Source organism: Salmonella sp. NW1250 (genome assembly GCF_051812965.1).
Lineage (GTDB): Bacteria > Pseudomonadota > Gammaproteobacteria > Enterobacterales > Enterobacteriaceae > Salmonella > Salmonella enterica.
The window spans coordinates 1-13,770 of sequence record NZ_JAMNDD010000007.1 but is presented as its reverse complement, the minus strand read 5'-3'; the positions used below and the strand labels follow the sequence as shown (position 1 = coordinate 13,770).

Here is a 13,770-nt window from a genome sequence, read left to right as displayed (position 1 = left end):
CGGGACTCCTTACCAGAACAGGGCAACATACAGAATGACTACGGTGACTACCGCAGTGACCACCCAAAGCCCTTTGATGATTGGCTCTGGCCCCATTTTTTCGTCTTTTACAATGATATTGGCCGCCTTCGGCGCCAGTTCAAACCAGGTTTTGGTGTGCAGCAGCGCGGCCGCCAGGGTGATCAGGTTTAAGATCACTACCACCGGGTTTTGTAAAAAGCCGACGAATCCCATCCAGGATTCCGCGCCGTGTTTGAGCGCAAACAGACCGAAAATCAGTTCAATACTGAACCAGACTGCCGGCACCGCTGTGCCTTCGCGCAGCATATAAAAGCGATAAAACGGCAGTTTTTTCCACCAGGTGGACGTCATCGGCCGCATATAGGGTTTGCGTTTAGTCGTCATGTTGCACTCCTTAGCGTGGTTTCAGGGTGGCGATAAGAAAGTCTTTCGAGCTTTCCACTTTACCCTGCTGAATGGCCGCAGCCGGATCGACATGTTTTGGACAGACTTCGGAGCAGTAGCCCACGAAAGTACAGGTCCATACGCCGTTCGGACTGTTCAACTGCGCCATACGCTCCTTCTTACCGTGATCGCGGCTATCTTCGTTATAGCGATGCGCCAGCGTAATCGCAGCCGGTCCGATAAACTCAGGATTCAGACCGAACTGCGGGCACGCGGCGTAGCACAGACCACAGTTGATGCAACCGGAGAACTGATGATACTTCGCCATTTGCGCCGGGGTCTGGACATTCGGCCCCTGATCTGGCGTGCGAGAGTTGCCAATAATGTACGGTTTAATCGCTTCCAGGCTTTCGATAAAGTGCGTCATATCGACAACCAGATCGCGCTCAATCGGGAAGTTCGCCAGCGCTTCCACCTTCATACCGTTGGTGTAATCGCGCAGGAAGGTTTTACACGCCAGTTTAGGGACGTTGTTGACCATCATGCCGCAAGAGCCGCAGATCGCCATACGGCAGGACCAGCGGTAGCTCAGGTCTGGCGACAGGTTATCTTTGATGTAGCCCAACGCGTCCAGTAGCGATGTTGTTTCATCATAAGGAACTTCATAGAAAGCACTGTGCGGCGCGGTATCGGTTTCCGGGTTATAGCGCACCACCTCAACTTTCAGGTTTTTCATCTCAGCCATTCGCCTTCTCCTTCTTATCGGCTGCTTCCGCTTCACCGCCGTAAACACGTTTGGCTGGCGGCAGGGTGGTGATTTTCACGTCGCTGTATTCCAGACGGGTCGTGCCATCAGCATCGCGGAAGGCGAGGGTGTGCTTGAGGAAGTTCACATCGTCGCGCTCGGTACAGCCTTCATCCAGACGCTGATGCGCGCCGCGGGACTCTTTACGCGCCAGCGCAGAGTGCGCCATACATTCCGCCACGTTCAGACCATGACCCAGTTCGATGGTATACAGCAGGTCAGTGTTGAACACGCTGGAGGTATCGGAGATACGTACGCGCTTGAAACGTTCCTGAAGCTCGGCCAGTTTATCAATGGTTTTCTGCATCAATTCCGGGGTACGGTAAATACCACAACCTTCTTCCATAGACAGACCCATCTCATCGCGGATCTTCGACCAGTTTTCGTTGCCTTCCTGGTTCACCAGATTTTTCAGACGTTGTTCAATATCGGCAACCTGGGCGTCGAGCGCGGCGCTATTTGCGGCGCCTGCCGTCGCAGCGCGTTCCATTGCTTGTTCGCCAGCCAGACGACCAAATACCACCAGTTCCGCCAGTGAGTTGGAACCGAGGCGGTTCGCGCCATGCAGGCCAACAGAGGAGCATTCGCCAACGGCAAACAGCCCTTTGACACGGCTTTCACAGTTCTGGTCGGTTTCAATGCCGCCCATGGTGTAGTGCGCGGTCGGACGTACTGGAATCGGTTCTTTAACCGGATCGACGCCGACATAGGCTTTCGCCAGTTCGCAAATGAACGGCAGACGTTCATGCAGTTTCTTCTCGCCGAGATGACGCAGGTCGAGGTGAACCACATCGCCGCGCGGCGTGGAGATGGTGTTGCCTTTACGCCATTCGTGCCAGAAAGCCTGGGATACTTTGTCGCGCGGCCCCAGTTCCATATATTTGTTTTTCGGCTCGCCCAGCGGCGTTTCGGGGCCCATGCCGTAGTCTTGCAGGTAACGGTAGCCATTTTTATTGACCAGAATACCGCCTTCGCCGCGGCAACCTTCAGTCATCAGGATACCGGAACCTGGCAGGCCGGTCGGGTGATACTGAACGAATTCCATATCACGCAGCGGAACGCCGTGGCTCAGCGCCATGCCCATCCCGTCGCCGGTGACGATGCCGCCGTTGGTGTTATAGCGGTATACGCGGCCTGCGCCGCCTGTCGCCATGACCACGGCGTTGGCGCGGATTTGCACCAGCGTGCCTTCCATCATGTTCATTGCCACCAGGCCGCGCGCATGGTTGTCATCGACCAGAATATCCAGCACAAAATGTTCGTCAAAGCGCTGGATTTGTGGGAACTGCAGGGAAGTCTGGAACAGAGTATGCAGCATATGGAAGCCGGTTTTATCCGCGGCGAACCAGGTACGCTCGATTTTCATACCACCAAAGCGACGCACGTTAACGCTACCGTCCGGACGGCGGCTCCACGGGCAGCCCCATTGTTCCAGCTGCGTCATCTCAGTGGGACAATGGTGGACAAAGTAATCCACGACATCCTGCTCACACAGCCAGTCTCCGCCTGCTACCGTATCGTGAAAATGGTAGTCAAAGCTGTCATGATCCTGGGCGACAGCGGCTGAACCCCCTTCGGCAGCAACGGTGTGGCTGCGCATCGGGTACACTTTTGAGATCAGTGCGATTTTAGCATTGGGATTCGCCTGTGCGGCAGCAATTGCAGCACGTAATCCCGCGCCACCAGCGCCTATAATGGCAAGATCGGCTTGAAAGGTTTGCACGACATTCCTCCAGATTATTGTAATTTCACCCTCGCGCAGCCAGATAAAGCCTCTGGGTTCTGCGAAGTATGAATGCGTTTCCACTGCTCCTTTATGGGTACAACAGTATAGTCTCAGGGATGTGAGGGAAATTTGACGTGTTCGATTTTTTTAGCGTATCAGAGGGATGAATTATCATTGATTTTGATTAATTTAATTACTAAACCATCTGAAATCACTTTTTTTACCCTCCAGAAGGCGCCCGATACGCCTGCGCAAAATTTGTTTCGCCCGCGCGTTGCGAGTAGACTTCGTGACCTTGTCTTAAACTGGAGAAAGAATCATGAGCGAAACGGCAACCTGGCAGCCGAGCGCGTCCATCCCCAATTTATTAAAACGTGCGGCGATTATGGCGGAAATCCGTCGTTTCTTTGCCGATCGTGGAGTGCTTGAGGTTGAGACGCCCTGCATGAGTCAGGCGACGGTCACAGACATTCATCTGTTCCCGTTCGAAACGCGTTTCGTCGGACCTGGCCATTCCCAGGGGATGAACCTCTATTTAATGACCAGTCCGGAATACCATATGAAACGCCTGCTGGCGGCAGGGTGCGGTCCGGTTTTCCAGCTATGCCGCAGTTTCCGTAATGAAGAGATGGGACGACATCATAATCCGGAATTCACTATGCTGGAGTGGTATCGCCCGCATTACGATATGTACCGCCTGATGAATGAAGTGGATGATTTGCTTCAGCAAGTGCTGGATTGTCAACCTGCGGAAAGTCTCTCCTATCAACAGGCGTTTCAGCGCCATCTGGAGATTGACCCGTTATCAGCAGATAAAACGCAACTGCGTGAGGCGGCGGCAAAGCTTGATTTAAGCAATATCGCTGATACGGAAGAAGACCGTGATACGTTGCTGCAACTGCTGTTCACGATGGGGGTTGAGCCGCATATAGGTAAAGAAAAGCCGACCTTTATTTATCACTTTCCGGCCAGTCAGGCATCGCTGGCACAAATCAGTACCGAGGATCATCGCGTCGCCGAGCGCTTTGAGGTGTACTACAAAGGTATTGAGCTGGCGAATGGTTTCCACGAACTGACGGACGCACGTGAGCAACAACAGCGCTTTGAACAGGACAATCGTAAGCGCGCCGCTCGCGGTCTGCCGCAGCAGCCGATTGACCAAAATCTACTGGATGCGCTGGCCGCCGGTCTACCGGATTGTTCCGGCGTGGCGCTGGGTGTTGATCGTCTGGTGATGCTGGCGCTGGGAGCAGAAAGCCTGGCGGACGTGATTGCTTTTACGGTCGATCGGGCGTAAATCTGAAATTCACTCTTTCGCGAGATAAAATGGCGCAATAAGCGCCATTTTGTAGCATATTTTTTCAATTATCCTCTATTTGCCACAACATAAGGCTGGAAATTTGATGCCATTTAGGTATCAATCCTGTGTTGATTTTTTTATTGCTGACCTTTGTAAAAAAGAAGGCGGCGTCAATCGGTGAGCGGCGTCTGGCAAACGCGCTCGAGCGTAAGGGATGGTTGAATGACCCACACGATAAAAAAGATGAGCCTTATTGGGCTTATCCTGATGATTTTTACTTCTGTTTTTGGTTTTGCGAATAGCCCGTCGGCGTTTTATTTAATGGGGTATAGCGCAATCCCGTGGTATATATTTTCTGCCTTGCTGTTTTTTATTCCATTCGCCTTAATGATGGCTGAAATGGGTTCCGCTTATCGCAAAGAAGAGGGCGGGATCTATTCGTGGATGAATAATAGCGTGGGGCCACGTTACGCGTTTATTGGCACGTTTATGTGGTTTTCATCGTATGTCATATGGATGGTAAGTACGGCGGCAAAAATTTGGGTACCGTTTTCTACTTTTGTTTTTGGTGCCGATATGACGCAGCACTGGCGTATTGCGGGGCTTGAGCCTACGCAGGTTGTCGGGCTGCTCGCCGTCGGCTGGATGATTCTGGTGACGTGTGTCGCCGCCAGAGGGATCAATAAAATTGCGCGAATTACGGCGGTCGGAGGTATTGCCGTAATGTGCCTTAATTTAGTTTTATTGTTAGTGAGTGTCGCTATTTTGTTATTAAATGGTGGGCATTTTGCACAAGAAATTAATTTTACCTCGTCACCGAATCCGGGTTATCACTCCGGCCTGGCAATGTTGTCATTTGTGGTATTTGCTATTTTTGCTTACGGCGGTATTGAGGCTGTCGGCGGACTGGTGGATAAAACCGAGAAACCGGAAAAGAATTTTGCGAAAGGTATTGTTTTCGCGGCTATTGTGATTTCAATTGGTTATTCTTTGGCGATCTTTTTATGGGGCGTCAGCACTAACTGGCAACAGATATTAAGTAATAGCGCCGTTAACTTAGGGAATATTACCTACATTTTGATGTCGAGTTTAGGCACGACATTAGGTAACGCGTTAAACCTTTCTCCGGACGCAGCGATGACGGTGGGCGTCTGGTTTGCGCGTATCACCGGCCTTTCTATGTTTCTGGCTTATACCGGCGCGTTTTTTACGTTGAGCTATTCACCGCTGAAAGCCATTATTCAGGGGACGCCAAAAGCGTTGTGGCCCGCGCCGATGACGACACTGAACGCTAGCGGTATGCCGGCGACCGCTATGTGGCTACAGTGCGTGCTGGTGAGTCTGTTTATTTTGCTGGTCTCTTTTGGCGGTGACACCGCATCGGCGTTTTATAACAAACTCACGCTGATGGCGAACGTCTCAATGACCTTGCCATACCTGTTCCTTGCGCTGGCATTTCCCTTCTTTAAAGCGCGTCAGGATCTGGAGCGGCCATTTGTTCTCTTTAAAACCAAAGCCTCTACCCTGGTCGCGACGGGTGTTGTGGTGCTGGTGGTGACGTTTGCCAACGTCTTTACCATCATCCAGCCGGTGATTGAAGCTGGGGATTGGGACAGCGCCTTGTGGATGATCGGCGGCCCGATCTTCTTCTCGCTGCTGGCGATGGCGATTTATCAGAATTACAGCAGCCGCATGAGCGCCGATCCGGAGTGGGCGGCGGAGTAATCTTTGTCCGGATAGCGTTAGCTCATCGGCTTTATGAAAAGGATATTTATAATGAGTCCGAAAATGTTTGCATTGTGCGCTATCTGGATTTTACTGGCTATCCCACTCATCGCTGTATTTTCAGTCCTGGATAAAGAGTGGATGATTGGCGAGAGTGGGATAAACAACATTTGTGATGTGATGAGAACTGTCGAAAATGATGATTCCAGAGGTTTTGGCGCGATGATGACGCTGCCCCTGTTTTTCCCGTTTTTTTACGTTACTGTGTATAAGAAAATACGTAGTTGGTTTTTGTACTGTGTCGCGTTGGTGATATTTGCTTACTGGTCCTGGCAATTCTTCCTGCGCTATCAGTTTTGTGTGTGATCTATGCTAAAAGACCTGATAAGCCTATGTCATCGAGTCTTTTAGCGTCATCCGGCGCCATTGCGTTTACAAACTGCCCGCCGGGCGGCTGGTTTTACCCGCTGACGTTAACGTTCTCCCCGTTTGTTTACCGCCGAGGCTCTCCAGACGCATTTGGAACGGCGGGAACGGCATATCAATACCGTGCTCGCGGAAGCCAGCCAGAATCAATTGGTGGATCTCATGGCGTAATGGCATACGGTGTCCCATTTCCGCGGCATAGATACGCAGTTCAAAAATTTGAATACCCTGCTGGAGATCCACCAGAAAGATTTCAGGCGGCGGGTTGTCCAGCACCAAAGAACAGCGCTGCGCCGCCGTCAGCAGAATTTGCGTCACCTCTTCGCTATTGGCATCCGCTGGCGCCGGGATGGTTAACACCACGCGCGTAACGGAGTCAGACAGCGACCAGTTGATAAACTGTTCGGTGATAAAGGCTTTATTCGGCACGATAATCTCTTTACGATCCCAGTCGCTGATGGTGGTGGCGCGGGTATTGATTTTGGTCACGCTGCCGGTGAGATCGCGAATGGTCACCGTATCGCCGATACGAATCGGCTTTTCAAACAAAATAATCAGGCCGGAGATAAAGTTAGCGAAAATTTCTTGCAGGCCAAAACCAAGCCCAACGCCGAGCGCGGCCACCAGCCATTGTAGCTTCGACCACTCAATGCCGATCATCGAGAAACCGACCAGCCCGCCAATCAGCATTAACAGATATTTGGTGATGGTCGTGATGGCGTAACCGGTACCAGGCGTTAAATCGAGATGCTGTAATAACGCCAGTTCCAGCAGCGCAGGCAGATTACGCACCAACTGCGTGGTGATGATAAAGACCAGAATCGCAATGAGCACCGCCCCCAGAGTAATCGGCTCCAGGCTTTCCACGCCTTGCACCGTAGAGGTGACATCCCACAGCGAAATATTCTCCAGGAAGCCGAATGCCGAGTGGATTTCCGACCACAGTACAATTACCGATAGCAGGGCGATAAGCATCAGAATTGAGCGGACCAGACGCAGCGACTGGGCGCTAATAGCGTCAAGATCGATTTCACTTTCATCGATGTCGACCGCGCCTTCCAGGCTGGAGGAGTGCGCCGGTTCTTCTTCGCCGCGCGCGCGCTGCGCCAGCATTTCCGCCCGACGATGTTTGGCGCGGTCAAAAGCCAGTCGGCGTCGTTGGATCAGCATCCAGCGGCGAATGACGTGATAAATGACCAGCAACAGGAACCAGATGGCGACCGAGGTTTCCAGTCTCGCCAGTAGCGCCTGCGCCGTGGCCAGATAACCCACCGCCGCCGCCAGAATCGCGATAAGCGGCGCGCCCATCAGCATATTCCACAGCAGGCTGTTGACCATGTTGTCGCCGTTGCCTTCTTTATCAAGATAGAGCGGGATGCCCGCTTTTTTCAGACTCAGCGTGACCAGCGCCAGCGCGCCGCATATCAGGATGAAGCAAAGGCGGCCCAACGAGCCGGAAAACTCCCGATCGTTAAGATTATCAAACATGATCACTGCCATGATGAGCGGCACGATCAGCCCAATGCTCATCAGGTAGTAGCGCATCGCTTTCGCTACCCGGTTTCGCGGCCAGCCGAAATGCGCCACAAACAGACCATTAGGACGGGCAAAAGCGGCGCAAATCATGACTACCCACAACAGCGGTACTGTCGCCGTCACGCCATCACCGATGGCGACGGCCAGCGGATACGGCCAGGCTTCCTGTAGACCATAGCCGAGCGTCGCCCACAAGACCGGCAGCGGCGAGGCGACCAGAATCGACCAGAACACCGTTCGCAGCGTCAGCGAGAAGTGATCTTGAGTGACTTTCCCGACGCGCGAGGCCGAGCGCTCAAGGAACCGGTTGAAGTGTTGACGTGAATAGAGGCTAAACCCGACCAGCGCCAGCGCGCCGAATAACGGCAGTAGCGTCTCTTTGCTGGTCAGCATCATGATGCTGGCTTTACCTAACTGATTAAACGTATCTAATGAGATAAGCCGGCGTAAATCCTGAACCAAATCAACAGGCCAGGAGAGCGATAGCGGGCTAACGTCAGCGGTCCAGAACAGATAACGGTGGGTCGCTTCATTAACCTCTTTAAGCGCGTCCTCCAGTTGGCTGTTGGAGACTTTCAGTTTGGTCAGCTCCAGGATCAGCGTATCGCCGCCCTGTAACAACGAGTTGAGCAGCTCGCGCTGAGTGCGAAGCTGGGCGTCAAGAATCTGGTTTTGCTCGGCGGTCAGCGGCTGTCCATTGGCCTGACGTATTTGCCGTAGCTGCGGCTGTTTATTGAGTAACTCTTCATAGCGCATACGGTGGACGCGTAGCTGCGCCATTTCCGTATCAAGCTGCTGCGGCTTAGGCATCTCTGGCAGACGGGCGACCTGCGCACGCAGCGCTTCGCCAAGCATGTTGGACACGCCAAGCCATTGCGACTGCTCCCGCAGCGTATTGAGCGCCTGGCGCACCTGTAACGTTTGGCTGGTGGCCTGTCGCTGCTGCGAGGCGACCAGATCCATCCGCTGCGCTTGTTGATTAAGCGCCTGTGACAGCTCGCGGTTGACTTTAAATTGTTCGACGATGCCTTCCGGCAAACCGGCGCTGTTTTCCGCCAGCAGCTCAGTGCTTTCCAGCGCGCGTTCCGCTTCACGTTGGCGCAGGCTGTTGAGCTGATTGCGCAGCGCCTGAAGATACGCATCCAATTGCTGACTCTGTTTTTCCGCCAGCTCGGAACGCAGACGAGCCAGTTCCTGCCGGTTGTTGGCGGACAGTTGCGCCAACTCCAGTTCGTCGACTAACGCTTTTAGTTTGGCGGACTCCGCCTGCATACTGAGACTTTGCGCCTGGCTAAGCGCGGCACTTCCGCCTGCGGCGCCGAGCCGTCGCTCAATCTCATTAAGCTGGCGGCGGGCGTCGTTTTGCTGTTGGGGAAGCTGGCTGAGCGAGTCGGCGATCTCCCTGACGCGCTCCTGCTCCTGTTGCGCCTCGCGGGTTTTATCCAGTAGCTGGCTGCTAACCTGCAAGATCTCCTGATTTAACGCTTCGGTGGACATCTCTGGCGGTACGCTGCGAGGTTCATCGCGCAGATTATTCAACTGGGCGCGCAAGGTGGCGGATAGCTTAGGGAAGTTATCAATAACGTGTTGATATTGTTTCGCGCGCTCAAGCGAGCCTTTTCGCTCTTCAAGCGCGTTTAACGCAGTCTGGAGCGCCTCAACGGCTTCCGGCTGAGCGGGCTTCGCCGCTTTTGCCTGCTCCAGTTCCTGCGTGATTTGTTTGGCGTCGGGGGCCGTTGCGGCGAACGCCCCCGTGCTGAGGCACCAGGCCATCAGAAAAGCGATAATCAGGCGCACGTCAGCATTCTCTCTTGATTAGGTGTCGTCTTTTTTATTGTCAACCAGCGGGCTGGCGTCGTGTTCGGCTTTAATTTCTTCTGCCGGCAGCGGAGCAGGTTCTACCTCCGGCGCGACGAATGTTTCGGTCGACGTCGCCAGCGGTTGGCCAATTTTGGTAACGGACAGGCTTGCCAGCGACGCGATCAGATTCACTTTCCCCGGCGCAAATAAGTTGATGACCGTGGAACCCAGTTTAAAGCGCCCCATCTCCTGGCCTTTCAACAAGGCGACAGACCCTTCATGTTCGCCTTCTGGCCAGGTCCAGCGCTTGATGATGCCTTCGCGCGGCGGGGTAATGGTCCCCGCCCAGACAGTTTCGATACTGCCGACAATAGTTGCGCCGACCAGAATCTGCGCCATAGGACCGAACTCGGTATCAAACAGACAGATAACGCGCTCGTTGCGGGCAAACAGGTTGGGGACGTTTTGCGCGGTCAGATGGTTAACGGAGAACAGATCGCCCGGTACGTAGATCATTTCGCGCAGGATGCCGTTGCATGGCATATGCACGCGATGGTAGTCGCGAGGGGAGAGGTAAGTGGTCACAAACGTGCCGTTACGGAACTTATCCGCCATCAGGTAGTTACCCGCCAGCAACGCTTCAAGGCTGTAATTATGGCCTTTGGCCTGCAAAATTTTATCTTCTTCGATACGCCCCAACTGGCTTATCACGCCGTCAGCAGGCATCACCAGGATGTTAGGATCGGTATTGAGCGGACGCACGTCATCACGCAGCGGACGAACAAAGAAATCATTGAACGTACGATAGCTGGCGGTATCCGGTTTTTGCGCCTCGGTCATATCGACTTTGTAATACTTTACGAAGAGATCGATAACCAGTTTTGTCAGCCATCCTGCTCGTTTGCTTGCGCCCCAGCCCGCCAGGCGAGTGAGCCATAGTTTCGGCAGAATGTATTGTAGCGAAAGTTTAAATGAGTTTAACAAGGTAGCCTCCAGGCCATTGTTGTTCCTGAACCGGCAGTTATACCGGTATCCTGAAAAAAGGGGACGATTCTAACGACGCCTAGCGTATCTGTCAGTCGTCCGTATCAGAAAAGTTTTTACGCGTTTTTACCTGCGCCATACTTTCAAGAATTCGGTGATAATTTTCGAAACGGGTTTCCGCAATAGCGCCGTTCTCTACCGCTTCGCGAATGGCGCAGCCTGGATCGGCGTCATGCTTGCAGTCCCGGTATTTGCAATGTCCCAAATAGTCATGAAATTCGACAAAGCCCTGGGTGATTTGTTCCGGCTCCAGATGCCATAAGCCGAACTCGCGCACGCCGGGGGAATCAATGACATCGCCGCCATGCGGGAAATGATACAGACGAGCAGCGGTAGTGGTATGTTGACCCAGACCGGAGACATTCGACACATCGTTCGTCAGAATCTCGTTCTGTAAGCCGAGTAGAGCGTTTAGCAGACTGGATTTTCCGACGCCGGACTGCCCGGCAAAAATACTGATGCGACCGGTTAACGCCTCTTCCAGCGGTTTCAGACCATCCTGCGTATGGCTGGAGACCATCAGCACGCGATAGCCGATATTGCGGTAGATATCCATCTGCTCATTAACGAAGTCCATACCTTCGTCGTCCAGCAGATCAATTTTATTGAGTACGATAAGCGGCTCAACCTGTAGGGTTTCACAGCCGACCAGATAGCGATCGATGATATTCAGCGACAGCTCCGGTAAAATTGCGGAAACAATAACGATTTGGTCAATGTTGGCGGCAATAGGCTTCACGCCGTCGTAGAAGTCCGGGCGCGTCAATACCGAGGTGCGCTCATGCACCGCTTCAACGATGCCTTTTACGTTGACGCCCTCTGCGGCGGCTTTGCCCGGACGCCAGACGACGCGATCGCCCGTTACCAGCGAACGGATGGTGCGGCGGATATTGCAACGGTGAACCTCGCCGTCAGCAGACTCCACATCGGCATGCATACCAAAACGGCTAATGACGATACCTTCTGCAGGCTCGCCAAACAGGTTGTCATCGTAGTCGGCTTTCTCCGCGGACGTTTTTAAACGACGCTGGTGATTGGCGTTCACACGGCGCTGCTGGCCTTTGGAGAGTTTATTTTTGCTCAATCGTACTGGCTCCTGGTCGCCCATAGTGGGCAAAACATCTATGATACACGCAATTGTAGATGAATATAGTCACAGTGAATGTGACCTCTGAAGGGTGGAAAATAGCATGAGTGCCGATGAAAACAACCTGATTTGGATCGATCTGGAGATGACAGGTCTGGACCCCGAGCGCGATCGCATTATTGAGATAGCCACGCTGGTAACGGATGCCAGCCTGAATATTCTGGCGGAAGGGCCGACGATTGCGGTACATCAATCCGATGCGCAACTGGCGTTAATGGATGACTGGAACGTGCGCACCCATACCGGCAGCGGCCTGGTAGATCGCGTTAAGGCAAGTACGATGGGCGAACGAGACGCTGAACTGGCGACGATTGAATTTCTGAAAACGTGGGTGCCTGCGGGTAAGTCGCCGATTTGCGGTAACAGCATCGGTCAGGATCGTCGTTTTCTGTTTAAATATATGCCGGAACTGGAGGCCTACTTCCACTATCGCTATCTGGATGTCAGTACGCTCAAGGAACTGGCGCGCCGCTGGAAGCCGGAGATTCTGACCGGCTTTACCAAGCAGGGCACGCACCAGGCGATGGATGATATTCGCGAGTCGGTGGCGGAGCTGGCTTACTACCGCGAGCATTTCATTAAGCTGTGAGGCGTAACATGCCGGATGGCAACGCCACAGCGTCTCATCCGGCAGCTCTCCCCACACTGAATTACTGCGTAAACCATTTCTCCTGCATTTGCGCATATTCCGGCGATGCTTTCACCTTGTCGAGCGCGGCATTAATTTCTTGCAATAGCGCGTCGTTGCCTTTGCGTACCGCAATGCCTAACCCTTTTCCGTAGTAGTCAGGATCGCTGGCGCGTTCATCCATGATGGCGTAATCCGGATTGTTTTTTAGCCACTTACCAATCGCGGCGACATCGCCAAACACGCCCTCAAGACGGTTGTTTTTCAGATCGGTAAAGGCGTTTAGATAGCTGTCATAGGCGACTGGCGTGATGGCTTGTTGTTTATCCTGCAAATAGCGCTGATGCGTTGTACCGTTTTCCAGACCGACTTTTTTGCCTTTCAGATCGGCAAAAGTGTGATAAGCCCCTTTACGCGTGACGACTACCGCCGATAGACCTTCGTAATAGGGTTGGCTAAAGGAGACCTGCTGCTCACGTTTGGGCGTCATATCCATACCGGCGATCACCGCATCAAACTTTTTGAAGCGTAGGCCGGGGATCAGACTATCAAAGCTCTGGTTAGTGAATGAGCACTCCGCTTGCATCTCTTTGCAGACCGCGTTGGCGACATCAATATCGAAACCAACAATTTTATTATCGGCATCGACAAACTCATAGGGCGCATAAGTGGCGGAGGTGCCAAAATGTAATGTTCTGGCGGAAACGGAAGCGGCGTGAACGGAGAGGCTGGCTAACAGCATGACAATAAGTTTTTTTTTCATCTTGATCCCTGATATCAATTGGATGTTGTGGTCACCGTGCTATTCTTTTTTTGGCGCAGGGTGCTATTCTGATTCTGTGCCTTTAGGCGTGGCGTGAAAAGTTTTTTGTTGCATAGCGCACGCTTTGCTCGTTTTTTGTCTTGTTTGGTGATTTAATCAGCATTCAAACAAAAATCGCGAAAAAATGCGTTCAGGGGCTTGCAGCTAAATGGATTTCTCGTATAATGCGCCTCCCGTAACGACGCAGAAATGCGAATTACGACAGCAACAAATTTGCGGGAATAGCTCAGTTGGTAGAGCACGACCTTGCCAAGGTCGGGGTCGCGAGTTCGAGTCTCGTTTCCCGCTCCAAAATTTGAAAGTACTTGTTAAGTACAAGCGCACCCAAGCGGGAATAGCTCAGTTGGTAGAGCACGACCTTGCCAAGGTCGGGGTCGCGAGTTCGAGTCTCGTTTCCCGCTCCAA

11 protein-coding genes and 2 tRNA genes are annotated in these 13,770 nt (G+C 53.0%); 6 read left to right on the top strand and 7 right to left on the bottom strand.

Annotated features, from left to right (window positions below):
- Positions 1-9 precede the first annotated feature (9 nt).
- Genes frdC through frdA form a run of 3 tightly spaced genes read right to left on the bottom strand, consistent with a single transcriptional unit; the run spans position 10 to position 2,933 of the window.
- Positions 10-405 carry a fumarate reductase subunit FrdC gene (gene frdC / locus NBA72_RS13425; RefSeq protein ID WP_042947908.1) on the bottom strand — a complete coding sequence of 132 codons (396 nt, stop codon included), beginning with the start codon at positions 403-405 and terminating at the stop codon, positions 10-12.
- A gap of 10 nt (positions 406-415) precedes the next feature.
- Entirely contained in the window at positions 416-1,150 is a 735-nt protein-coding gene (gene frdB / locus NBA72_RS13420; RefSeq protein WP_000829509.1) for a fumarate reductase iron-sulfur protein, read from the bottom strand.
- Positions 1,143-2,933, bottom strand: coding sequence for a fumarate reductase (quinol) flavoprotein subunit (gene frdA / locus NBA72_RS13415; RefSeq protein ID WP_001192952.1), 1,791 nt, complete (start codon positions 2,931-2,933; stop codon positions 1,143-1,145). The genes frdB and frdA overlap by 8 nt, the downstream gene beginning before the upstream one ends.
- A 322-nt stretch (positions 2,934-3,255) precedes the next feature.
- On the opposite strand from frdA, the gene epmA reads away from it, so the two are divergent.
- From epmA to NBA72_RS13400, 3 genes are all read left to right on the top strand, one after another.
- Positions 3,256-4,233 (top strand): elongation factor P--(R)-beta-lysine ligase, encoded by a 978-nt coding sequence (gene epmA / locus NBA72_RS13410; protein WP_000004797.1) that lies wholly within the window; start codon positions 3,256-3,258, stop codon positions 4,231-4,233.
- Positions 4,234-4,458: 225 nt separating this feature from the next.
- The gene (yjeM, locus tag NBA72_RS13405) at positions 4,459-5,961 is read left to right on the top strand and encodes a glutamate/gamma-aminobutyrate family transporter YjeM (protein WP_042947905.1); all 1,503 of its coding nucleotides are present in this window, start codon (positions 4,459-4,461) and stop codon (positions 5,959-5,961) included.
- A 51-nt stretch (positions 5,962-6,012) separates the two neighbouring features.
- Positions 6,013-6,327 (top strand): YjeO family protein, encoded by a 315-nt coding sequence (locus NBA72_RS13400; protein ID WP_000074655.1) that lies wholly within the window; start codon positions 6,013-6,015, stop codon positions 6,325-6,327.
- Between the two features lie 66 nt (positions 6,328-6,393).
- On the opposite strand, the gene mscM is transcribed toward NBA72_RS13400, so the two are convergent.
- From mscM to rsgA, 3 genes are all read right to left on the bottom strand, one after another.
- Positions 6,394-9,720 carry a miniconductance mechanosensitive channel MscM gene (mscM, locus tag NBA72_RS13395; RefSeq protein ID WP_001236755.1) on the bottom strand — a complete coding sequence of 1,109 codons (3,327 nt, stop codon included), beginning with the start codon at positions 9,718-9,720 and terminating at the stop codon, positions 6,394-6,396.
- A gap of 18 nt (positions 9,721-9,738) precedes the next feature.
- On the bottom strand, positions 9,739-10,707 hold the full coding sequence (gene asd, locus NBA72_RS13390) for an archaetidylserine decarboxylase (protein WP_000934949.1): 969 nt from the start codon (positions 10,705-10,707) through the stop codon (positions 9,739-9,741).
- A gap of 91 nt (positions 10,708-10,798) precedes the next feature.
- A complete protein-coding gene (gene rsgA / locus NBA72_RS13385) occupies positions 10,799-11,851 on the bottom strand; it encodes a small ribosomal subunit biogenesis GTPase RsgA (protein WP_000041945.1) in 1,053 nt (350 codons plus the stop codon).
- A gap of 106 nt (positions 11,852-11,957) precedes the next feature.
- On the opposite strand from rsgA, the gene orn reads away from it, so the two are divergent.
- Positions 11,958-12,503 (top strand): oligoribonuclease, encoded by a 546-nt coding sequence (gene orn, locus NBA72_RS13380; RefSeq protein ID WP_023207253.1) that lies wholly within the window; start codon positions 11,958-11,960, stop codon positions 12,501-12,503.
- Between the two features lie 61 nt (positions 12,504-12,564).
- On the opposite strand, the gene NBA72_RS13375 is transcribed toward orn, so the two are convergent.
- The gene (locus tag NBA72_RS13375) at positions 12,565-13,305 is read right to left on the bottom strand and encodes an arginine ABC transporter substrate-binding protein (RefSeq protein ID WP_000727892.1); all 741 of its coding nucleotides are present in this window, start codon (positions 13,303-13,305) and stop codon (positions 12,565-12,567) included.
- 275 nt (positions 13,306-13,580) lie between these two features.
- On the opposite strand from NBA72_RS13375, the gene NBA72_RS13370 reads away from it, so the two are divergent.
- Positions 13,581-13,656, top strand: a tRNA-Gly gene (locus tag NBA72_RS13370).
- 37 nt (positions 13,657-13,693) lie between these two features.
- Positions 13,694-13,769: transfer RNA gene (locus tag NBA72_RS13365), tRNA-Gly, on the top strand.
- Position 13,770: the final 1 nt, after the last annotated feature.

Excerpts from the sequence above, each read along its gene's own strand:
- yjeM (WP_042947905.1), top strand. The coding sequence starts at position 4,459 with ATGACCCACACGATAAAAAAGATGAGCCTTATTGGGCTTATCCTGATG.
- epmA (WP_000004797.1), top strand. The coding sequence starts at position 3,256 with ATGAGCGAAACGGCAACCTGGCAGCCGAGCGCGTCCATCCCCAATTTA.
- frdB (WP_000829509.1), bottom strand. The coding sequence starts at position 1,150 with ATGGCTGAGATGAAAAACCTGAAAGTTGAGGTGGTGCGCTATAACCCG.
- frdC (WP_042947908.1), bottom strand. The coding sequence starts at position 405 with ATGACGACTAAACGCAAACCCTATATGCGGCCGATGACGTCCACCTGG.
- orn (WP_023207253.1), top strand. The coding sequence starts at position 11,958 with ATGAGTGCCGATGAAAACAACCTGATTTGGATCGATCTGGAGATGACA.
- NBA72_RS13375 (WP_000727892.1), bottom strand. The coding sequence starts at position 13,305 with ATGAAAAAAAAACTTATTGTCATGCTGTTAGCCAGCCTCTCCGTTCAC.
- NBA72_RS13400 (WP_000074655.1), top strand. The coding sequence starts at position 6,013 with ATGAGTCCGAAAATGTTTGCATTGTGCGCTATCTGGATTTTACTGGCT.